We start from the raw sequence: 22606 nt of genomic DNA, 5'->3' as shown, positions 1-22606 counted from the left end.
GCTTGAGGGAGACCACGCTCGAGGAGGGCGGGTAATTGGAGCGGGAATGGGTTCCGTTCCACACTTTAAACTGGGAGGTTTAACATGCGCAGGTTTCTTACGGCGACCGCAGCGGTCGCATTGGCAATGGGCCCGGCGGGCGGCTTGGCGCGCGCTGCCGACGTGAAAGAAGTCCAGATGCTGCATTGGTGGACGTCGGGCGGCGAAGCTGCGGCTCTCAACGTCCTCAAGGAGGACCTTTCCAAGGAAGGGTTTGCCTGGAAGGACGTGCCGGTTGCCGGCGGTGGCGGTGATGCGGCAATGACCGCGCTGAAGGCCATGGTCGCAGCGGGCACCTATCCGACGGCATCCCAGATGCTCGGCTACACCGTCCTCGACTACGCGCAGGCGGGCGTCATGGGCGACCTCACCGAGACGGCAAAGAAGGAAGGCTGGGACAAATCCGTTCCGGCAGCGCTGCAGAAGTTCTCCGTTTATGACGGCAAGTGGGTTGCTGCTCCGGTCAACGTTCACTCCGTCAACTGGCTGTGGATCAACAAGGCTGTCATGGAGAAGATCGGCGGCACCGAGCCGAAGACCTTCGACGATCTGATCGCGCTGCTCGACAAGGCCAAGGCGGCAGGTGTCACTCCGCTCGCGCTCGGCGGCCAGAACTGGCAGGAAGCGACGATGTTCGACTCGATCGTTCTGTCGACAGGCGGCCCCGAGTTCTACAAGAAGGCCATGAACGATCTCGACGAGGAGTCGCTCAAGTCGGACACGATGAAGAAGTCGTTCGACAACCTCCAGAAGATCGTTACCTACGTCGATCCGAACTTCTCCGGACGTGATTGGAACCTTGCAACGGCCATGGTCATCAAGGGCGATGCCCTCGTTCAGGTTATGGGCGATTGGGCAAAGGGCGAATTCGTAGCGGCCAAGAAGACGCCGAATACGGATTTCCTGTGCTACCGCTTCCCGGGCACTGACGGCAGCGTCATCTACAACTCCGACATGTTCGGCATGTTCAATGTGCCGGACGATCGCAAGGCGGCCCAGGTCGCGCTTGCAACGGCAACTCTTTCCAAGAGCTTCCAGTCTGCATTCAACGTCGTCAAGGGCTCGGTTCCGGCTCGTACCGACGTTCCGGATACCGACTTCGACGCTTGCGGCAAGAAGGGGATCGCCGACCTGAAGGCTGCCAACGAAGGTGGCACGCTGTTCGGCTCGCTGGCACAGGGCTATGGCGCTCCTCCAGCAGTCGCCAATGCTTACAAGGACGTCGTCTCCAAGTTCGTGCATGGCCAGATCAAGACCTCCGATCAGGCGGTCGAAGAGCTCGTCAAGGCAATTGAAGACGCCAAGTAATCACGGCCTCCTACGGTCTTCCCCGCCTTTGTGGCGGGGAAGATTTCGTAATGGACGACATCGTCGGAGGGGATGAACCCATGAGCACCATCGCTACAGATAAATCTGTTCTCGCACCACATCGGGGAACGCCCATTTCAATCCGCGCGCGCCTGCAGGACGCGCTGCCGAAGATCGTGCTCGCGCCGAGTTTCGTCATCACGCTCGTCTTCGTGTACGGCTTCATCATCTGGACGGTCTATCTGTCCTTCACCAATTCCAAGACCTTTCCGTCCTATGCCCTGACGGGGCCACGCGCCTATCAACGGCTGTGGCGCTGGACGTTTGAAAGCGATCCGCCGTCCAGTTGGTACACCTCGATCACCAACATGGGCATTTTCGGTTTTCTCTACATCGGTATCTGCCTCGCCCTCGGCCTGTTTCTGGCGATCTTGCTGGATCAGAAGATCCGCGGGGAAGGCTTGCTGCGACCCATCTTCCTGTACCCGATGGCACTTTCCTTCATCGTCACGGGCGTTGCCTGGAAATGGTTCCTCGATCCGGGGCTTGGCCTTGAGCAGACACTGCATCAGTTCGGCTGGACGAGTTTCCATTTCGACTGGATCAAGAACAAGGATTTCGTGATCTATACCGTGGTGATCGCCGGCGTTTGGCAAGCTTCCGGCTTTGTGATGGCGATGTTCCTCGCAGGCCTTCGCGGCATTGACAGCGAGATCATGAAGGCGGCACAGATTGACGGCGCAACGACGGTGCAGCTCTATCGACGCATCATTATTCCGCTGCTGCGGCCGATCTTTCTGTCGGCGTTCATCGTGCTCGCGCACATGGCGATCAAGTCTTACGACCTCGTCGTGGCGCTGACATCGGGCGGACCTGGCGGCTCGGCCTGGCTGCCGTCCAACTTCATGTACGAATACACCTTCAAGCGAAATGAGATGGCGGTCGGTTCGGCCAGCGCGGTGATCATGCTGATGACGATCTCGGCAATCATCGTTCCGTATCTTTATTCCGAACTTCGGGAGAAATCGCGATGAGCGCCGTAACCTCCACTACCCTTTCCGACGCGGCCAATGCGGCACGCTCAAGAATGTTCAGCCGGATCTTCATCTACGGCCTGCTGGTCATATTCGCGATCATCTACCTGATGCCGCTGTTCGTCATGCTCGTCACCTCGTTCAAGACCATGGACGAGATCCAGAATGGCAATATGCTGGCCTTGCCGAAGTCGCCGACCACCGATCCCTGGTTCAAGGCATGGGGCGAGGCCTGCGTCGGTCTGACCTGCGCCGGCATCAAGGGTTACTTCTGGAACTCGATCAAGATGGTCGTTCCGGCCGTGGCGATCTCCACGATCATGGGTGCGCTGAACGGCTACGTGCTGACGAAGTGGCGCTTTCCGGGGCACACGCTGGTTTTCGGCTTGATGCTGTTTGCCTGCTTCATTCCGTTCCAGTCAGTCCTCCTGCCCATGGCGACCATCCTTGGCAGCCTCGGCCGGTTCGGAGCGATGTTGCGCAACGAGATTGGCGTATCGCTGGGCTTCGGCAATCCGACCGTCAATCTCGTCACGGTTCACGTCATCTACGGTCTCGGCTTCACGACGCTTTTCTTCCGCAACTACTACGAGGCCTTCCCGACCGAGTTGGTGAAGGCGGCGCAGGTGGACGGTGCGAGCTTCTTCCAGATTTTCCGCCGCATCATGCTTCCCAATTCGCTGCCGATCATCGTCGTCACCGTGATCTATCAGTTCACCAACATCTGGAACGACTTCCTGTTCGCGTCAGCCTATGCGGGAACCGGTGATTCCATGCCGATGACCGTGGCGCTCAACAACGTCGTGAACACCTCCACCGGTGTCGTTGAATACAACGTCAACATGGCGGCGGCGATGATCGCAGCCCTGCCCACACTCCTCGTCTACATTCTCGCCGGCCGCTACTTCGTGCGTGGTCTGATGGCGGGCGCTGTCAAAGGATAATCCAATGGCTTTCCTCGAAATTTCAGGTCTCAAGAAGCGCTTCGGTGCATTGGAAATCCTCAAGGGCATCGACCTTGAACTGGAGAAGGGCGGCTTCCTCGTGCTGGTCGGCCCCTCCGGTTGCGGCAAGTCGACATTGCTAAACACGATTGCCGGCCTTGAGTCGATCACCGCGGGCGATATTCGCGTCGATGGTCGGAGCATCGCCGACCTGCATCCGTCGAAGCGTGATATCGCGATGGTGTTCCAGAGCTACGCGCTTTATCCGAACATGACAGTCGCCGGAAATATATCCTTTGGCATGGAGATGCGCGGCGTGCCGGTTAAGGAGCGCAACAAGGCGATCGACAAGGTCGCCAAGGTGCTGCAGATCGGTCATCTGCTCGATCGCAAGCCGAGTCAGCTGTCGGGTGGTCAGCGGCAGCGTGTTGCCATGGGCCGTGCACTTGTGCGCGATCCCAAACTGTTCCTGTTCGACGAGCCGCTGTCAAACCTCGACGCCAAGCTGCGCGTCGACATGCGCATCGAGATCAAGCGGCTTCATCAAGCAACCGGCACGACGATCGTCTACGTGACCCACGACCAGATCGAGGCGATGACGCTCGCCACCAAAATCGCCGTCATGCGGGACGGAGAGGTTCAGCAATTCGGAACGCCTGCGGAAATCTATAACAACCCCGCCAACATGTTCGTCGCCGATTTCATGGGATCGCCAGCCATGAATCTTCTCTCGGGTACGATAGAGAAGGGTGCTGCGGGACTGACCGTATCGCTGGCGCGTCCGCATGGGGAGCCAATCCGACTTCCCGTGACATCGGGCAACGGCGCCCTTGAAGCGCATACAGGCCGAGAGATCGTCTTCGGCATTCGGCCGGAGGCGCTGACCGATCCTGACGGTGCAGACCGCAACGCCAAGGCCCTGGCAGAGAGCGATTGCCTGATCGAGGTGGTGGAGCCTGCGGGATCGGATACGTTCGCGGTGACGAAGCTCGGCGGGAAGGAAGTCGTGGCACGTCTGCGCGCAGACGCCCGGATTCAGCCGGGACAGAGCGCTCGCCTGGCATTCAATCTCGACAAGGCGGTGTTCTTCGATCCGCAAAGCCAGATGCGCATCGCTTAGTCTAGCGCTGGATTTTCGAAATGAGCAGCACTCCTGATATCGTCATCATAGGGTCGGGCGTGGGCGGTTCCACCGTTGCCGCCGGACTGGCGGCGACCGGCGCCGAGATCCTAATCCTCGAGGCTGGCGACTTCATTGCCGATCGCCCCGAAAACCGTGACCAACGGGCCATTTTCCAGCGCGGGCATTTTCGACCGAAGGAAACCTGGTACGAGGCTGACGGGACCGGCTTTAACCCGGGCAACTACTACAATGTCGGCGGCAACTCGAAATTCTATGGCGCGGTGCTGTCGCGCTATCGCAGGGAGGATTTCGAGGAGATCCGCCACGCGGAAGGGATCTCGCCCGCATGGCCGTTTCCCTATGAGGCCCTAGAACCTTGGTACAACCGGGCGGAACAGATGTATCAGGTCCGGGGAAGCCTGAACGAAGACCCCACTGAACCAACCCACTCCGGCAACTACGAATACCCCGCTGTTCCCGACGAGCCGCCGATCGCCGATGTCAGAGCGCGGCTGAAGGCGAAAGGTCTGCACCCGTTCTCGCTGCCATTGGGCGTGAACGTTGAGGCATGGCTTTCGAAGGCCAAGACGCCTTGGGACGCGCACCCGAATTCTCGCGATGGAAAGATGGATGCGGAAACTGCTGCTCTCCTTAAGGCCTTGGAATATCCGAATGTCCGTCTCGAAACGAACGCCAAGGCCACGAAGCTGGAGTCAGGCCCGGGCGGCACGATCGAGCGTCTCCGCTACCGCAAGAACGGTGAGGACATTGTTGTCACTCCAAAGCTTGTCATCCTGTCGGCAGGTGCGGTTCAATCCGCTGTTCTGTTGCTGCGTTCGGCGGACACGCGCCATCCAACTGGACTGGCGAATTCTTCCGATCAGGTCGGGCGCAATTTCATGAACCACAACTCTTCGGCGGTGATTGCGGTATCGCCAACCTATCGAAACAGCTCGATCTATCAGAAGACGTTCGGCTTCAACGATTTCTATCTGTCCGACGGAAACGGCGGTCCGCCACTCGGGAACGTTCAGTTGCTGGGTCGGATCTCGGCGAAGGTGCTGAAGGGATCGCTGCCTTGGGCGCCGGAATGGCTGCTGCAGAACATCACCGCTCACGCGATCGACTTCTATGCCATGAGCGAGGACGTGCCCAACCCCGAAAGCCGCGTGAGGGTGGATGGAGACCGCATCGTTCTGCAATGGCAGCGGACGAATTGGAATGCGCATCTCGCACTGGTGGCGAAGCTGAAATCAATACTCAAGTCGATCGGATTCCCGATCGTCCTCGCTAGGCCCTTCGACAAGCGCACGCCATCTCACCAATGCGGCACCGTTCGAATCGGAAACGATCCGGCAAGTGCTCCTCTCGACCCATACTGCCGCTCCTACGACCACGCGAACCTTTTCGTGGTGGATGCCAGCTTCCTGCCGACCTCGGCGGCGGTGAATCCAGCTCTGACGATCGCCAGTCAGGCGCTGCGGGTCGCCGACCACATCGCATTGAAGGATCTGCACGTATGACAGACCACGTTGAAAGGCCAGTCGGCATCGTGACCGGCGGACGTCGCGGCATCGGTCTCGGGATCGCGACCGCGCTGGCGAAAGCCGGTTACAACATCGCCATCACTGGCGTGGGTGCTCAGGAAGGTAGCCAGGACGCCGTTGACGAACTTCGGTCCTTCGGGGTGGATGCAGTCTATCTGCAGGCTGATGTTTCCGATGTTTCGAGGCATGACGAGACCGTGCGCGCCGTTCTCTCGAACTTCGGTCGCATTGATTGCCTCGTTAACAATGCCGGCATGGCGGCGGTGGTCCGGGGAGATTTCCTGGGACTGCTTGCCGAGAATTTCGACACCGTCATGGCGACGAACCTCAAGGGCACGGTGTTCTTCACGCAGGCTGTCGTGAAGGCCATGCTTGTCACCGGCGCGGCTCCCCATCCAAGATCGATCATCAACATCACATCGGTCTCCGCCGAGGCAAGTTCGCCGGAGCGACTGGATTACTGCATCAGCAAGGCCGGCCTTGCCGCCTTTTCGCAGGGGCTTGCGCTGCGGCTGGCGGATTCCGGAATCGCGGTTTTTGAAGTGCGGCCCGGCATCATCCGAACCGACATGACCGCAGGCGTGACATCAAAATATGACGCCCTCATCGAAAACGGCTTGGTGCCGATGAGACGATGGGGCGAAGCCGAAGACCTTGGGAAAATCTGCGCCGCGCTTGCTTCCGGTGATTTCGGTTTTGCGACCGGAACGGTGATCGACGCCGATGGCGGCCTGTCCATTCCTCGCTTGTAACAGGATAGAAAAATGCGTTTTGACTACATCATCACCGGCGCAGGCCCAGCGGGATGCGTGTTGGCCAACCGACTGAGCGAAGATCCCGACATCAATGTGCTGCTGCTGGAGGCTGGTGGGGGCGACTGGAACCCACTCTTCCATATGCCGGCGGGTTTCGCGAAGATGACAAAGGGTGTTGCGAGTTGGGGCTGGGAAACAGTCCCGCAGAAGCACATGAAGGGCAGGGTGCTGCGCTATACGCAAGCCAAGGTGATCGGCGGCGGCTCGTCGATCAACGCCCAGCTTTATACCCGTGGGAACGCGGCAGACTATGACCTCTGGGCAAGCGAGGATGGATGCGAAGGCTGGGACTATCGCTCCATATTGCCGTACTTCAAGCGCGCAGAGGACAATCAGCGCTTTGCCGACGACTATCACTCCTACGGCGGCCCCTTGGGCGTATCGATGCCCGTGTCGCCCTTGCCGATCTGCGATGCCTATATCCGGGCGGGCCAGGAACTTGGCATTCCCTACAATCATGACTTCAATGGCCGACAACAGGCGGGTGTCGGTTTCTATCAGCTGACGCAGCGCGACCGCCGCCGGTCGTCGGCGTCGCTGGCATATCTCTCTCCGATCAAGGCGCGGAAGAACCTAGAGGTCCGCACGGGCGCGCGGGTTGCTCGCATTGTCCTGGAGGGCAACCGCGCCGCCGGCGTCGAGATCGCAACCGAACGTGGCGCCGAGATCGTTCACGCCGAACGCGAGGTGCTTGTTTCGTCCGGCGCGATCGGATCCCCCAAGCTTCTCCTTCAGTCAGGGATCGGTCCCGCTGACCATCTCCGATCGGTAGGGGTCAAGGTGCGCCACGATCTCCCCGGCGTCGGAGGGAACCTTCAGGATCATCTCGATCTCTTCGTCATCTCCGAATGCACCGGCGACCACACCTACGACGGCGTCGCGAAGCTCCACAGGACGATCTGGGCAGGCGTTCAGTATGTCCTGTTCAAAACAGGCCCGGTTGCCTCCTCTCTCTTTGAGACCGGCGGTTTCTGGTATGCCGACCCGGAGGCGCGGTCGCCGGATATTCAGTTCCATCTCGGCTTGGGATCGGGGATCGAGGCAGGGGTCGAGCGTCTGAAGAACGCCGGCGTGACGCTGAACTCGGCCTACCTGCATCCACGCTCACGAGGAACGGTGCGGCTTTCCTCGGCTGACCCGAGTGCCGCGCCTCTGATCGATCCGAACTATTGGTCCGACCCGCATGACAAGGTCATGTCACTCGAAGGATTGAAGATCGCACGCGAGATCATGCAGCAGGCAGCGCTCAAGCCCTACGTTCTGGCCGAGCGTTTGCCGGGCCCGAAGGCAATGACCGACGAGCAGCTCTTCGACTACGGCTGCGCGAATGCCAAGACCGACCACCACCCTGTCGGCACGTGCAAGATGGGGACGGGGCCAGAAGCTGTTGTCGGTCTCGATCTCAAGGTCCATGGTCTCGAGGGGCTTCGCGTGTGCGATTCGTCGGTCATGCCGCGAGTTCCATCCTGCAATACCAACGCACCGACCATTATGGTTGGCGAACGAGGCTCCGACCTGATCCGGGGACTGCCGCCGTTGCCCGCAGCGATCTTTGCTCACGAGCGCAACGAAACGCGACCAAGGGCGAGGGCAATCGTCAGCTAGACCGAGTGTCCGGACTGCGAACTTTTAGAATGGAGAAGGGTTTGATTTCTGATCCACGAGCTTTCCTGCAAACCCTATTTCACGAGGCAGTCAGGGCGGCGGACCCGTACGAGGCGTTGGTCCGCCATCTGCCAGATCCGCCGAAGGGAAGGACAATCGTTGTCGGGGCCGGCAAAGCAGCGAGCCAAATGGCTGCCGCGTTCGAACGCGCGTGGTCTCATCCCTTCGAAGGGCTCGTTGTTGCCAGGCATGGGCCGATTGCCGATTGCCGATCGACCAAAGTTCTCCAGGCGGCCCATCCCGTCCCCGACAGAGCGGGTCTCGTCGCAGCGGAGGCGCTGATGAACCATCTGCATGGGTTGACCTCCGACGATCTGGTCATCGCGCTGATATCCGGTGGCGGGTCGGCGCTCTTGCCGGCGCCCCCGACCGGCTTTACTCTCGCTGACGAGAGCGCCCTGAACGAGGCATTGCTGGCGTCGGGCGCTCCGATTTCCGGAATGAATGTTGTGAGGAAGCATTTCTCTCGCATCAAAGGAGGACGACTTGCCGCCCTTGCCCACCCGGCAAGGGTTGTCAGCCTGGTCGTGTCGGATGTTCCGGGGGACAATCCGGCCTTCGTTGCCTCCGGACCAACGGTTCCCGACGGCAGCGATGCGGAGGAGGCGCTACGGGTGATCCGGGACTACCGGATAGATCTCCCGGCGCGCATGATCGACTGTATCCGCAATGCCAGAGCACCAACCGCCGGCGACAGCGTGTTCGCGAACAACGAAATTCATGTGATTGCCTCCGCGCGGGTGTCCCTGGAGGCAGCTGCCGATCGGGCGAGATCTCTTGGTGTGCAACCCCTCATTCTTTCGGATTCGATCGAAGGGGAGGCGAAGGATATCGGCCGGATGCATGCGGCGCTCGCTCGTGAGTTCGAAGCGAGCCCCCCGGCTCCAAAGCCTCTCGTGCTGCTTTCCGGCGGAGAGACCACAGTCAGTATCGGAGCTGGAACGTACGGCAAGGGGGGCCGAAACTCCGAGTTTCTTCTCTCGGCAGCGATCGATCTTCAAGGTGTCGACGGCGTCGTGGCAATGGCCGCGGACACCGACGGAATCGACGGCTCGGAAGACAATGCGGGCGCGTTCTGTGACGGCGGGACGGTGGCGCGCATCAGGAGCGCAGGCGGCGATGCGCGCACGTTCCTCGCAGGCCACGACGCGTGGTCGGCCTTCAACCTCACGGGCGATCTCTTCGTGCCGGGGCCCACTGGTACGAATGTCAATGATTTCCGAGCTTTTTTTGTAGTGTGACGACGAGAGTCTGATCAGCTTTCGCGTGCATCGACCCGAATTGTTCCCAGCAGTCGCCGGAGCGTCAGGTTCAGCGTGCCGCAAGACGCCGGATGGCATTGCCACCGGCGCGTATGTCTTTGTTCTGATATTGGAAGCCCGCCCCGGGCCCCTCGGGGCGGGCTCTATCGATCCGGACCCCTTCCGGACCGCGGCTGATGGTGAGCCGCTGGAAATACAAATGGCCGTTGTCGCGCGTTGAGACAACCGAAAGCTGTTTTGTTGGTTATTTGGTAAGGTTACCGGCCGGCGCGCCGTGCGTCTGGACATCGGACGGGATTCTCTTCAACACTGGTATCGGCAGCGTTCTCTTGAACGAGAGTGCGCGACGGCGGAACAAAGGGGACTGTGTCATGGTGGACCGGCTGAAGGGAAAAGTTGCAATCGTTTCAGGTGGCGCGACGGGCATGGGCGGGGCAGCCTCGCGTCTCTTTGCTGCCGAGGGCGCCAAGGTAGCGATCATTGACCGAAATGAAACGGCGGCTCGCCAAACGGCGGAGGAGATCCGCGCTGCCGGTCATGTGGCGGAGTACTGGGTCGCCGATGTGTCCGAAGAGACGGCGGTCATCCAGGCCGTCAAGGGTGTGGAAGGCAAGTTCGGTGCCGTCACCGTGCTCTTCAACCACGCGGGGACCATCGTGATAAAGCCGTTCCTGGAAACGACACTCGACGAGTGGGAATGGCTGCATGCGGTCAACGTTCGATCCATGTTCTTGATGACCCGAGCCGTGCTGCCTGGGATGATCGCTGCAGGCGGCGGTTCCATCGTCTGCACGTCGTCGATCTCCGCTGTCGCGGCAACGCCGATGGAGGTGCTGTACGACACGACGAAGGGCGCAGTGCATATGTTTGCGCGGGCGATCGGGGTTGAGTTCAGAGATCGCAATATTCGCTGCAATGCTGTCTGCCCCGGTTTCATCCGCACACCGCATGGGTTGCGCGAGGTCAGCGAATTGCAGGCGCTTGGCGTGGATGTCTCAGATGCCGCCATCGCCGCTCAACAGGGCCGTATCGGCGAGCCCGACGACGTGGCGCGTGCTGCGCTCTACCTTGCCAGCGACGAATCGATGTTCGTCAATGGCGCGCATCTCTTCGTCGACAACGGCTTCACCGCCATCTAGGTCCGGTCAGCTCATCGAGGGTAAAATCGAAAGGGCCGAGATTATGATCTCGGCCCTTGTCGTTTCGTATCCTGCGGGTACTCTCTTACCTGCCCGCTTTCGCGGTGTGGCGGCGGCCCTTGCCGATATCGGGCAGGAAGACGGTCAGCAGGCCAAGCAGTGGCAGATATGAGCAGATACGATAGACAAACTCGATGCCCATGTGGTCTGCCACCATACCGAGGCCGGCAGCGCCGATGCCGCCAATGCCGAAGGCAAAGCCGAAGAACAGGCCGGCGATCATGCCGACGCGACCCGGAACCAACTCCTGCGCGAAGACGACAATGGCCGAGAAGGCGGAGGCGAGGATCACGCCGATCAGGAACGTCAGGAAGACCGTCCAGTTGTAGTCGGCGTAAGGCAGGGCAAGCGTGAAGGGCAGGGCGCCGAGGATCGAGAACCAGATCACGAACTTGGTGCCGAACCAGTCGACGACAGGGCCGCCGGCGACGGTGCCGATGGCGACGGCGCCGAGGAATACGAACAGCAGAATCTGCGCGTGCTGCACAGATACCCCGAAGCGCTCGATCATATAGAAGGTGTAGTAGCTCGACAGGCTTGTCATGTAGACGTACTTCGAGAACACCAGAAGTGCCAGCACACCGATCGCTGCGATGACTTTCTTGCGTGGCAGGTGTACGGCGGGCACGGCGACCTTGCGGCCGGCGTTGCTTTTGCGGTGGTCGGCATACCAGGCGCCGACGCGCCACAGGATGATCATCCCAGTCAGCGCCGCGAGCGAGAACCATGCTACGCTATGCTGGCCGCGCGGCAGCACGATGAATGCCGCCAGCAACGGACCGATCGCCGAGCCGAAATTACCGCCAACCTGGAACAGAGACTGGGCAAGGCCGTGGCGACCGCCTGATGCCAGGCGGGCAACCCGTGAGGATTCCGGATGGAACACGGCCGAGCCGAGGCCGACGACGCCGGCGCCGACGAGCAACACCCAATAGGCATGTGCATAGGCCAGGAGCACCAGGCCGATCAGCGTGAAGCCCATGCCGACTGCCAGCGAATATGGTAACGGGCGTTTGTCTGTGTAGAAGCCGATCAGCGGCTGTAGAAGCGATGCCGTGACCTGGAACACCAGGCCAAGGAAGCCGATCTGCGTAAAATCGAGGCCGTAGCCTTCCTTGATCATCGGATAAAGAGCGGGAATCAGCGACTGCATGGTGTCGTTGAGCAGGTGGCAGAAGCTCACCGCCATGATGATGCCGAAAACCGTCTGTTCCGCAGAGTGCCTCTCTGCCGTCATTGCGCTGTTTGTCACGATTCCACTCCGTCAATTGACGATCCGGAGATAGCCGACTTGCCGTTGTCCCGCTTTCGTGTTTTGGTCTTGTTGTTTCGCGAGTGGGCCAAAGATGACAAAATCCGGACAGCGGTTGGCGGTGAGCGAGCTGGCCAAGCTTCATGTGGAGCGTCTTGCCGCCATCGAGGCTGCCTCCGAGCCGGTCTACGCCATCCCCTCGGAATATCCGGCCGGCTATCACGTGAAGCCGCACCGCCATAGCCGCGCGCAGTTCGTCTATGCCCGAGCCGGCGTCGTCATGGTGTCGTCCGTGCAGGGGCGTTGGATGGTGCCGCCGCAGCATGCCCTGTGGATACCCGCGGGTCTTGTGCATATGGTCGACATGCTGGGCGATGTCACCATGCTGTCCGCTTATGTCGCGCCGAACGCCTTGGCCGATCCGCCGACGGCGATTCGTGTTGTGGCACTGACCGACCTTGCTCGCGCGCTGATCATAGAGGCCGCCGCGTCACCGTCGGGAGCCACGAGCGGGCGGCATGATCTCGTCATGGCTCTGCTGCTGGAAGAGGTCTTGCGGCTTCCTGACCGGCCGCTGGGATTGCCGTTTCCGTCTGATGCACGCCTGGCGGCCCTTTGCCGCGGCTTCATAGAAAATCCGAGTGCCCGGCTGCTTATCGACGACTGGGCAGAGCGGCTTGCCATGAGCCGTCGCGCCTTCACCCGATTCTTTCGCAAGGAAACGGGAATCAGTCTCTCGACCTGGCGCCAGCAGGCGGCCGTATTCACAGCCTTGCCCCGCCTCGCGGCCGGGGAGGCCGTCACGGCCGTCGCCATCGACCTCGGCTACGACAGCGTCGCTGCCTTCACCACGATGTTCAGACGGATGCTGGGCGCCGCTCCGCGAGCATATTTCAAAGCGCCGCCCGAACAATATTGAGCCTCGGAGGGACGGATCGCGGTGTCGCAAGGCCCCCTGCGGTATCCGTGGGGAGTCCCGACATGACGTTGACGTTCACGGCAAATCTGTGGCTTTCAAAAATTCGAAAAACATTCGTTTGACATTCGAATAATCTTCGCTTTAACTGCATTCACTTTCGCAAATGCGCAAGCATGTTGCGTTGCAGTATATTCTGGCTCGGAGGGGGAATGTGAGCCGTCAGATTCACGATCTTTTCATCATCGGCGGTGGCATCAACGGCTGCGGGATCGCGCGTGATGCGATTGGGCGCGGCTATACGGTCGCGCTTGCGGAGATGAACGATTTCGCGTCCGGCACGTCCTCCGGCGCGACCAAGCTCATCCATGGGGGCTTGCGATATCTCGAACATTACGAGTTTCGTCTGGTGCGCGAGTCGCTGATGGAGCGCGAAGTGCTCTGGGCGATGGCGCCGCACATTATCTGGCCGATGCGCTTCGTACTGCCCTATCACAAGGGCGGCATCCGACCGGCATGGCTGATCCGCGTCGGGCTGTTTCTTTACGACCATCTCGGCGGCCGCAAGCTATTGCCGCCGACCGCCGTTCTCGACATGCGTCGGGATCCGGCTGCTAAGCCGTTGAAGGCGCTCTTCACGAAGGCATTCGAGTATTCGGACGGTTGGGTCGACGATGCACGCATGGTTGTGTTGAACGCGAGGGATGCCGCCGACCGCGGCGCGCTGATCATGCCGAGAACGAAGGTGGTGTCGGCGCGGCGCGAGAACGGTCTATGGTCGATCGAGACGATCGACACCGTTAGCGGGCAGGCGAACAGTTTTCAGGCGCGGATGCTGGTGAATGCAGCCGGTCCCTGGGTCGATCACGTCATTCGCGCGGCCTTCGGGCAGAACGAGGCTCACCATGTACGGCTCGTCCAGGGCAGCCATATCGTGGTGAAGAAGAAGTTCAACGATCCGCGTGCCTATTTCTTCCAGAACCCAGACAACCGCATCATCTTCGCGATCCCCTACGAGCAGGACTTCACACTGATCGGTACCACCGACCGCGACTACTCGGCCGATCCAAAGGATGTGAAAATTTCCGAAGAAGAAACGGCGTATCTCTGCAACGCGGCGAGCGAGTATTTCAAGGAGCCGGTGCGGCAGGAAGACATCGTCTGGACCTATTCGGCCGTGCGGCCGCTGTTTGATGACGGCGCTTCCAAGGCACAGGAGGCAACCCGCGACTACGTGCTGAAAATCGAAGGCGAGGGTGAAAGTGCGCCGCTCCTCAACGTCTTCGGCGGCAAACTCACGACCTATCGGCGGCTTTCCGAGCATGCGCTGGAAAAAATCGCTGCGGCGATCGGTGCCAAAGGCGCGCCGTGGACAGCGAAAAGCCATCTGCCGGGCGGCGATTTCGCAGCAACCGGCTATGAGGCTGAAGTCGCGAAACTGAGGGGCCGCTATCCGTTCCTGGCCGACCGGCACGCGCGCCGACTGGTGCGCCGCTACGGCACGAAGGCGTCGGTTCTTCTTGGACGGGCGACCAACACCGAGGACCTCGGACGCTGTTTCGGTGGCGATCTCTACGAAGCAGAGGTTCGCTATCTCATCGATCACGAATGGGCCAGACGCGCAGATGATGTGCTGTGGCGAAGAACGAAGGACGGCCTGCGTCTAACCAAGGAACAGGCTGCGCTATTGGAGGAGTACATGGCCGCGCGACCGGCACAGATGGCTGGTTGAAGCGGTAATGTCCCCGCTGTTGAGGAGGCACGGGAACCGGAATGCTTGAATTGCGGAACGCCGCAAAGATGGTGGGCGGGGAGTATCATATCCACGCGACCAGTCTTGCGTTTGAAAAAGGCACGCTGAATGTGCTGCTGGGGCCGACGCTGTCCGGCAAGACGTCGCTGATGCGGCTGATGGCCGGGCTCGATCGTCCGACGAGTGGTTCCGTCCATTTCGACGGCGCGGATGTGACCGGCATGGCGGTGCAGAAGCGCAATGTCGCGATGGTCTACCAGCAGTTCATCAACTATCCGGCGCTGACGGTGTACGAGAACATCGCCTCGCCGATGCGGATTGCCGGCAAGAATGTGGCGACGATCGACCGGGAAGTGCGCAAGGCCGCCGATCTGCTGCGCCTCACGCCCTATCTGGACCGGACGCCGCTCAATCTCTCCGGCGGCCAGCAGCAGCGCACGGCGCTTGCGCGCGCCCTCGTCAAAAATGCCAGCCTGGTGCTGATGGACGAGCCGCTCGCAAACCTCGACTACAAGTTGCGCGAGGAACTGCGGGCCGAGCTACCGAAGATTTTTGCGCAATCCGGCGCGATCTTCGTTTATGCCACGACGGAGCCCTCCGAAGCGCTTCTGCTCGGCGGCAACACGGCGACCCTTTCGGAAGGTCGTGTGACCCAGTTCGGACCGACCATTTCAGTCTATCGAAACCCGTTCGATCTTGTCACGGCAAAGACCTTTGCCGATCCGCCGCTCAATTTCATTGATGTCGTAAAGGCTGGTGGAGTGTTCCAAAGGAAGGATGCGACGATGCTTCCGGTGCCTGCACATCTGGCCGCAATGGCCGATGGTCCGGTCACCATTGCCTTCCATCCGCATCACCTCGGTCTTTCGCTGCAAACCCCGGCCGCCGCAAGGCTGCAGGCTCGCACACAGATCTCGGAAATTACCGGGTCGGAGAGCTTCGTGCACCTGGATTTCGATGGCGTGCGCTGGGTCATGCTCGCCCACGGTATTCACAACATTGATCCCGACACCGAGGTCGACGTGTACCTCGACACGCGTCATGTCATGGCTTTTGGCACCGACGGTCGCGCTATCGCAACTGGCGCAAAGGCGTAAGGGAGAAGGACATGGCACGCATCACGCTCGACCACATCCGCCACGCCTACGGACCGAACCCGAAGTCGGACACGGACTACGCGCTTCGCGAAGTCGATCACGAATGGAGGGACGGCGGCGCCTACGCGCTCCTCGGACCATCCGGCTGCGGAAAGACAACACTGCTCAACATCATTTCCGGCCTGCTGCAGCCATCGCATGGCCGCATCCTCTTCGACGGAAACGATGTGACGAACCTTTCGACACAGGCGCGCAACATCGCGCAGGTGTTCCAGTTCCCGGTCATCTACGACACGATGACCGTCTACGACAATCTGGCCTTTCCGTTGCGCAATCGTGGCGTCGCCGAACCGGACGTCGACCGCCGCGTTCGTGACATTCTCGAGATGATCGACCTCGGGGGTATGGCCAAACGCAAGGCGCAGGGCCTGACCGCCGACCAGAAGCAGAAGATTTCGCTCGGTCGCGGCCTGGTGCGCAACGACGTCAACGCCATCCTGTTCGACGAGCCTTTGACCGTTATCGACCCGCACATGAAGTGGGTGCTGCGTTCGCAGCTGAAGCGGCTGCACAAACAGTTCGGTTTCACCATGGTCTACGTGACCCACGACCAGACGGAGGCGCTGACCTTCGCTGACAAGGTCGTCGTTATGTACGAGGGGGAAATCGTCCAGATCGGCACGCCGGCAGAGCTTTTCGAGCGGCCGAGTCACACGTTCGTCGGCTACTTCATCGGCTCACCGGGCATGAATGTCCTGCCGGTCCAGTTGCAGGGTAACGCGGTCCGTATCGGCAGCGAGACATTGTCATTGGACTATGCGCCGCAAACGGCCGCTGGTGCAAAGACCGAGTTGGGCATCCGTCCGGAGTTCATCAATCTCGGCCGCGAGGGGATGCCGGTCACCGTCAACAGGGTCGAGGACATTGGACGGCAGAAGGTCGTGCGGGCCACCTTTGCCGGTCAACCGATCGCCATCGTCGTGACGGAGGACTCCGAAATCCCGACCGATGCGCGGGTGACCTTCGATCCGGATGCAATCAACATTTATGCCAATTCCTGGCGCGTCGGCAGGGAGGGCTGAGCATGGAAAAGACCTGGAACAACAAAGCCTGGTTTCTGGTTCTACCAGTTCTGGTCCTGGTTGCCTTCTCAGCCGTCATTCCGCTGATGACCGTTGTGAACTACTCGGTGCAGGACACATTCGGGAACAACGAGTTCTTCTGGGCGGGTACGGACTGGTTTGTGCAGACGCTTCATTCCGACCGCTTCTGGGCGGCATTGCAGCGCAATCTCGCCTTCTCGCTGATCATTCTGGCGTTGCAAATCCCGCTTGGCATCTTCATCGCGCTGAACATGCCGAAGAAGGGGCTCGGCGTGCCGGTCTGCCTCGTGCTGATGGCGCTGCCGCTGCTCATCCCATGGAACGTGGTCGGTACGATCTGGCAGGTTTTCGGTCGTGTCGACATCGGCCTGCTCGGACATACGCTGGAAGCACTGGGGTTTGACTACAACTATGTCCGTGACCCGATCGATGCGTGGATCACCATCATCGTTATGGACGTCTGGCATTGGACAAGCCTTGTCGTCCTGCTCTGCTATGCCGGCCTCGTGTCGATCCCGGATGCCTATTATCAGGCGGCGAAGATCGACGGCGCGTCGCGCTGGTCCGTCTTCCGCTATATCCAGCTGCCGAAGATGAAGCGGGTGCTTCTGATCGCCGTGCTGTTGCGCTTCATGGACAGTTTCATGATCTATACCGAGCCTTTCGTCGTCACCGGCGGCGGTCCCGGCAACTCGACCACGTTCCTGTCGATCGACCTCGTGAAAATGGCCGTCGGCCAGTTCGACCTCGGTCCGGCAGCGGCAATGTCGATCATCTACTTCCTGATCATCCTGCTACTCTCATGGATCTTCTACACCGTGATGACCAGCGGCGACGAGAACGCGTGAGAAAGGAGAGGACCATGGATCAGACAATGAAATACAAGCCTGCGAAATACAAGCCAGCGGGCAACTTCTCCTGGGTCGTTTCGACGATCTACATCATCTTCCTGCTGCTGCCGATCTACTGGCTGATCAACATGAGCTTCAAGGAAAATGCCGAGATCACCGGCACCTTCTCGCTCTGGCCGCTTAACCCGACGCTCAGAAACTACACAGTTATCTTCACCGATCCGTCCTGGTACAACGGCTACATCAATTCGATCACCTATGTCGCCATGAACACAGTGATCTCGGTGCTGGCGGCGCTGCCTGCGGCCTATGCCTTCTCGCGCTACCGGTTCCTCGGCGACAAGCATCTATTCTTCTGGCTGCTGACGAACCGGATGGCGCCGCCGGCCGTCTTCGCGCTGCCGTTCTTCCAGCTCTACTCCGCCTTTGGCCTCATCGACACGCACATAGCGGTGGCGCTCGCCCACTGCCTGTTCAACGTGCCGCTGGCGGTCTGGATCCTCGAAGGCTTCATGTCGGGCGTGCCGAAGGAGATCGACGAGACGGCCTATATCGACGGCTACTCGTTCCCGCGCTTCTTCATCCGGATCTTCATGCCACTTGTGGCTTCAGGCATCGGCGTGGCCGCCTTCTTCTGCTTCATGTTCTCGTGGGTGGAACTGCTGCTGGCCCGCACGCTGACGACGACGGCGGCCAAGCCAATCTCGGCGATCATGACGCGAACGGTGTCTGCCTCGGGCATGGACTGGGGCGTGCTGGCGGCAGCCGGCGTGCTCACCATCATTCCCGGCGCGCTCGTCATCTACTTCGTACGCAACTACATCGCCAAGGGCTTCGCGCTCGGTCGCGTCTGACAAGGGAGGACCACTCATGCATTTTTCCTGGATGGCGTGGACGCTGCCGACAGCATTGTTTTTCCTGACGATTCTCATGCTGCTGGTCGGCATGAGCGTCTGGGAGTATCTCGCGCCAGGCGGTTCGCCGCGTGTGGGAATCCTCAGGTTTGAAACCACGCGAGGAGACCGGCTCTTCGTATCGCTGCTTGGCGCAGCGTTCATTCAACTCGCATGGCTGGGTCTTGTTGGACCCAACCTGTGGTGGGCTCTTGCCATTTCCGTAGTCTACGCCATCGGCGTCTTCCGCTACGTGTGACGGCAGGGAAAGACAGATGGCCGGGGGCACTGGCCGCCTGAAACGTGAAGACTGCAATCGCAACCCTGGGAGGATATTATGCGAAAGCATTTACTAGCGACAACAGCAAGCATGTTGCTGGCCATGGCGGGCTCCGCCTATGCCGGCATGGATGAGGCGAAAACCTTTCTGGACAAGGAAGTCGGCGAACTCTCGACGCTTTCCCGCGCCGACCAGGAAAAGGAAATGCAGTGGTTCGTCGATGCGGCAAAGCCTTTTGCCGGCATGGACATCAAGGTTGTTTCCGAAACGCTGACGACTCACGAATATGAATCGAAGGTTCTGGCGCCTGCCTTCACGGCGATCACCGGCATTAAGATCACCCACGACCTGATCGGCGAAGGCGACGTCGTCGAAAAGCTGCAGACACAGATGCAGTCGGGCGAAAACATCTACGACGCCTATGTCAACGACTCGGACCTGATCGGTACGCATTGGCGCTACCAGCAGGCCCGCTCGCTGACCGACTGGATGGAGAAGGAAGGCAAGGACGTCACCAATCCTGGCCTCGACATCAATGACTTTATCGGCACCAAGTTCACGACGGCACCTGATAAGAAGCTCTACCAGCTTCCCGACCAGCAGTTCGCGAACCTCTACTGGTTCCGTTACGACTGGTTCAACGACGAGAAGAACAAGGCCGACTTCAAGGCGAAGTACGGCTACGATCTCGGCGTTCCGGTCAACTGGTCCGCTTATGAGGACATTGCCGAATTCTTCACCGGCCGTGACGTAGGCGGCAAGAAGGTCTTCGGCCATATGGATTATGGCAAGAAGGATCCGTCGCTCGGATGGCGCTTCACCGACGCCTGGCTCTCGATGGCCGGCAACGGCGACAAGGGTCTTCCGAACGGCCTTCCGGTCGACGAGTGGGGCATCAAGGTCGATGAGAACTCCCGTCCCGTCGGCTCGTGCGTCGCGCGCGGTGGTGACACCAACGGCCCGGCCTCTGTCTATGCGATCCAGAAGTATCTGGATTGGTTGAAGGCCTATGCACCGCCGGCAGCGCAGGGTATGAACTTCTCCGAATCCGGCCCCGTTCCGGCGCAAGGTGAAGTGGCCCAGCAGATCTTCTGGTACACCGCGTTCACGGCCGATGCCGTCAAGCCCGGCCTGCCAGTGGTCAACGAGGACGGCACGCCGAAATGGCGCATGGCACCGAGCCCGCACGGCGTCTACTGGAAGGACGGCATGAAGCTCGGCTATCAGGACGTCGGTTCCTGGACGCTGATGAAGTCGACACCTGACGATCGCGCCAAGGCTGCGTGGCTATACGCGCAGTTCGTGACCTCGAAGACGGTGGACGTCAAGAAGAGCCATGTTGGTCTCACCTTCATCCGCGAATCCACCATCCGCGACAAGAGCTTCACGGAACGTGCTCCCAAGCTCGGCGGTCTGATCGAGTTCTACCGCTCGCCGGCCCGCGTCCAGTGGTCGCCGACCGGCACCAACGTTCCTGACTATCCGAAGCTGGCACAGCTCTGGTGGCAGGCCGTCGGCGATGCATCTTCGGGTGCGAAGACCGCGCAGGAAGCCATGGATTCGCTTTGCGCAGAGCAGGAAAAGGTCCTGCAACGCCTGGAGCGCGCCAAGGTGCAGGGCGATATCGGTCCGAAGCTCGCCGAAGAGCATGATCTCGAATACTGGAACAAGGACGCGGTCGCCAAGGGCAACCTCGCTCCCCAATTGAAGATCGAGAATGAGAAGGAAAAGCCGGTTACCGTCAATTACGACGAACTGGTCAAGAGCTGGCAGTCCAACTGATCAGCGGCATTTGGTCGGGTACGAGGCCCGACCAATAGCAATGCCGACGGCGCGCAAACGCCGTCGGCACCAACCACCCCATGGAATGACCTATCGTATGAGCTGGCGCATTCGCGGCGGCGAGGCGAACTGTTGCGCCCGGAGAAGACAATGAGCGGCCATATTCTCGCGATCGACCAGGGCACGACGTCCTCGCGCGCGATCGTCTTCGACGCCGGGATGAAGATGATCTCTTCTGCGCAGGAAGAGATCAAGCAATCCTATCCCCAACCAGGTTGGGTCGAGCATGACCCGGACGAGATCTGGACCACGGTGGTCAATACGGCACGGAAAGCTTTGGCAAACGCCAACGTTCCAGTGGCCGATATCGCCGCGATCGGTATCACCAACCAGCGTGAGACGACCGTTGTCTGGGAGCGAAAGTCGGGCAGGGCGCTCTACAAGGCAATCGTATGGCAGGATCGGCGCACGGCCGAGGTCTGCGACAGTCTCAAGGCTGACGGTTACGAGAAGCTCTTCAGCGCTAAGACGGGTCTGCTACTGGACCCTTATTTTTCCGGAACGAAACTGCGCTGGCTGCTCGACAATGTCGACGGATTGCGGGAGCGTGCCGAGGCTGGCGAGGTGTGTTTCGGTACTGTCGACAGCTGGCTTATCTTCAATCTGACCGGCGGACGCGTTCATGCCACGGATGCCACCAACGCGTCGCGAACGCTGCTTTTCAATATAACGGAGGGCCGGTGGGACGACGAGCTTCTTGGCCTCCTCAGGATCCCGGCAGCCATGCTTCCGGAGGTCAAGGACTGCGCGGACGATTTCGGCGTCACCGATCGCGATGTCTTCGGGGCAGCCATCCCAATCCTCGGTGTTGCCGGCGACCAGCAGGCGGCCACTATCGGCAATGCCTGCTTCAAGCCCGGCATGATGAAATCGACCTATGGGACAGGCTGCTTTGCCCTGCTGAACACAGGGCGTGACTGCGTGGCATCCAGCAACCGGATGATTACGACGATCGCCTATCGGCTCGGCGGCAAGACGACCTATGCGCTGGAAGGCTCGATTTTCATCGCCGGTGCAGCCGTGCAATGGCTCCGCGACGGCCTTGGCCTTATTTCACAGGCATCGGAGAGCGGCACCCTGGCGACGCGAGCCGATCCCAATCAGCAGGTCTATGTGGTACCTGCCTTTACGGGGCTCGGCGCTCCTTATTGGGATCCAGAGGCGCGGGGTGCGATTTTCGGCTTAACCCGAAACAGCGGCCCGGCCGAATTGGCGCATGCGGTACTCGAATCCGTGGCCTACCAGACACTCGATCTGCTGATCGCGATGCGGAAGGATTGGGGCGGCCATCACATCGAGACGGTCCTGCGCGTCGATGGCGGTATGGCCAGTTCCGACTGGACGATGCAGCGTCTTGCCGATGTGGTCGGCAATCCAGTGGACCGGTCCGCTGTTCTGGAGACAACGGCGCTGGGCGCGGCCTGGCTCGCGGGTTCGAGAGCGGCGGTCTGGCCGGACCACGAGCAATTCGGAAAGGCCTGGGCTTGCAACAGGCGGTTCCAGCCCTCGATGGAGGAGGCCGAGCGGCAGACGAAGATCGCCGGTTGGCGCAATGCCGTGTCGCGCACGCTATCCGGCGCGCAATACGGCAATCCGCTGGCCTGAACCGCTCAATGTATGCTCGCCCTTTAGAGGCGGCTGCGATGCCTCGTCTTCAAGCGTTCAGGTGACTGTCAGAAAATC

The 22606-nt window shown here is 60.4% G+C and carries 19 protein-coding genes; 18 read left to right on the top strand and 1 reads right to left on the bottom strand.

Annotated features, from left to right (window positions below; genetic code table 11):
- Positions 1-84 precede the first annotated feature (84 nt).
- The 9 genes from WGT02_RS13670 to WGT02_RS13630 all read left to right on the top strand — a co-directional run bounded on the left by WGT02_RS13670 (position 85) and on the right by WGT02_RS13630 (position 10876).
- Entirely contained in the window at positions 85-1347 is a 1263-nt protein-coding gene (locus WGT02_RS13670; RefSeq protein WP_208250214.1) for an ABC transporter substrate-binding protein, read from the top strand.
- 80 nt (positions 1348-1427) lie between these two features.
- Complete coding sequence (locus WGT02_RS13665; RefSeq protein ID WP_024314050.1) at positions 1428-2381, top strand: carbohydrate ABC transporter permease; 954 nt, start codon at positions 1428-1430, stop codon at positions 2379-2381.
- Complete coding sequence (locus tag WGT02_RS13660) at positions 2378-3325, top strand: carbohydrate ABC transporter permease (protein WP_024314051.1); 948 nt, start codon at positions 2378-2380, stop codon at positions 3323-3325. The genes WGT02_RS13665 and WGT02_RS13660 overlap by 4 nt, the downstream gene beginning before the upstream one ends.
- A 4-nt stretch (positions 3326-3329) precedes the next feature.
- On the top strand, positions 3330-4445 hold the full coding sequence (locus WGT02_RS13655) for an ABC transporter ATP-binding protein (protein WP_208250215.1): 1116 nt from the start codon (positions 3330-3332) through the stop codon (positions 4443-4445).
- A gap of 20 nt (positions 4446-4465) precedes the next feature.
- Entirely contained in the window at positions 4466-5971 is a 1506-nt protein-coding gene (locus tag WGT02_RS13650) for an FAD-dependent oxidoreductase (protein ID WP_024314053.1), read from the top strand.
- The gene (locus tag WGT02_RS13645) at positions 5968-6747 is read left to right on the top strand and encodes a 3-ketoacyl-ACP reductase (RefSeq protein WP_024314054.1); all 780 of its coding nucleotides are present in this window, start codon (positions 5968-5970) and stop codon (positions 6745-6747) included. The genes WGT02_RS13650 and WGT02_RS13645 overlap by 4 nt, the downstream gene beginning before the upstream one ends.
- Positions 6748-6759: 12 nt before the next feature.
- Positions 6760-8415 (top strand): GMC family oxidoreductase, encoded by a 1656-nt coding sequence (locus tag WGT02_RS13640; protein ID WP_208250216.1) that lies wholly within the window; start codon positions 6760-6762, stop codon positions 8413-8415.
- A gap of 41 nt (positions 8416-8456) precedes the next feature.
- Entirely contained in the window at positions 8457-9716 is a 1260-nt protein-coding gene (locus WGT02_RS13635) for a glycerate kinase (protein WP_024314056.1), read from the top strand.
- A 392-nt stretch (positions 9717-10108) separates the two neighbouring features.
- A complete protein-coding gene (locus tag WGT02_RS13630; RefSeq protein ID WP_024314057.1) occupies positions 10109-10876 on the top strand; it encodes an SDR family NAD(P)-dependent oxidoreductase in 768 nt (255 codons plus the stop codon).
- Between the two features lie 85 nt (positions 10877-10961).
- On the opposite strand, the gene WGT02_RS13625 is transcribed toward WGT02_RS13630, so the two are convergent.
- Complete coding sequence (locus WGT02_RS13625) at positions 10962-12173, bottom strand: MFS transporter (protein ID WP_029709945.1); 1212 nt, start codon at positions 12171-12173, stop codon at positions 10962-10964.
- 109 nt (positions 12174-12282) lie between these two features.
- On the opposite strand from WGT02_RS13625, the gene WGT02_RS13620 reads away from it, so the two are divergent.
- The 9 genes from WGT02_RS13620 to glpK all read left to right on the top strand — a co-directional run bounded on the left by WGT02_RS13620 (position 12283) and on the right by glpK (position 22528).
- On the top strand, positions 12283-13107 hold the full coding sequence (locus tag WGT02_RS13620) for a helix-turn-helix domain-containing protein (RefSeq protein WP_024314059.1): 825 nt from the start codon (positions 12283-12285) through the stop codon (positions 13105-13107).
- A gap of 211 nt (positions 13108-13318) precedes the next feature.
- Positions 13319-14836, top strand: a complete 1518-nt coding sequence (gene glpD / locus WGT02_RS13615; protein ID WP_024314060.1) for a glycerol-3-phosphate dehydrogenase — start codon at positions 13319-13321, stop codon at positions 14834-14836.
- Between the two features lie 41 nt (positions 14837-14877).
- Entirely contained in the window at positions 14878-15954 is a 1077-nt protein-coding gene (locus tag WGT02_RS13610) for an ABC transporter ATP-binding protein (RefSeq protein ID WP_024314061.1), read from the top strand.
- A gap of 11 nt (positions 15955-15965) precedes the next feature.
- A complete protein-coding gene (locus WGT02_RS13605) occupies positions 15966-17036 on the top strand; it encodes an ABC transporter ATP-binding protein (RefSeq protein WP_024314062.1) in 1071 nt (356 codons plus the stop codon).
- Between the two features lie 2 nt (positions 17037-17038).
- Positions 17039-17905 carry a carbohydrate ABC transporter permease gene (locus WGT02_RS13600; RefSeq protein ID WP_029709946.1) on the top strand — a complete coding sequence of 289 codons (867 nt, stop codon included), beginning with the start codon at positions 17039-17041 and terminating at the stop codon, positions 17903-17905.
- A gap of 26 nt (positions 17906-17931) precedes the next feature.
- Positions 17932-18762, top strand: coding sequence for a carbohydrate ABC transporter permease (locus tag WGT02_RS13595; protein WP_374046193.1), 831 nt, complete (start codon positions 17932-17934; stop codon positions 18760-18762).
- A gap of 16 nt (positions 18763-18778) precedes the next feature.
- The gene (locus WGT02_RS13590; protein WP_024314064.1) at positions 18779-19060 is read left to right on the top strand and encodes a DUF2160 domain-containing protein; all 282 of its coding nucleotides are present in this window, start codon (positions 18779-18781) and stop codon (positions 19058-19060) included.
- 78 nt (positions 19061-19138) lie between these two features.
- Positions 19139-20863 (top strand): ABC transporter substrate-binding protein, encoded by a 1725-nt coding sequence (locus tag WGT02_RS13585; protein WP_208250217.1) that lies wholly within the window; start codon positions 19139-19141, stop codon positions 20861-20863.
- Between the two features lie 150 nt (positions 20864-21013).
- Positions 21014-22528, top strand: coding sequence for a glycerol kinase GlpK (gene glpK, locus WGT02_RS13580; protein ID WP_208250218.1), 1515 nt, complete (start codon positions 21014-21016; stop codon positions 22526-22528).
- Positions 22529-22606 lie beyond the last annotated feature (78 nt).

It is taken from the genome of Rhizobium sp. T1470, assembly GCF_042140505.1.
Taxonomy (GTDB): domain Bacteria; phylum Pseudomonadota; class Alphaproteobacteria; order Rhizobiales; family Rhizobiaceae; genus Rhizobium; species Rhizobium favelukesii.
The sequence above is the reverse complement of the archived record's forward strand: the minus strand, read 5'-3'. Positions and strand labels throughout refer to the sequence as shown.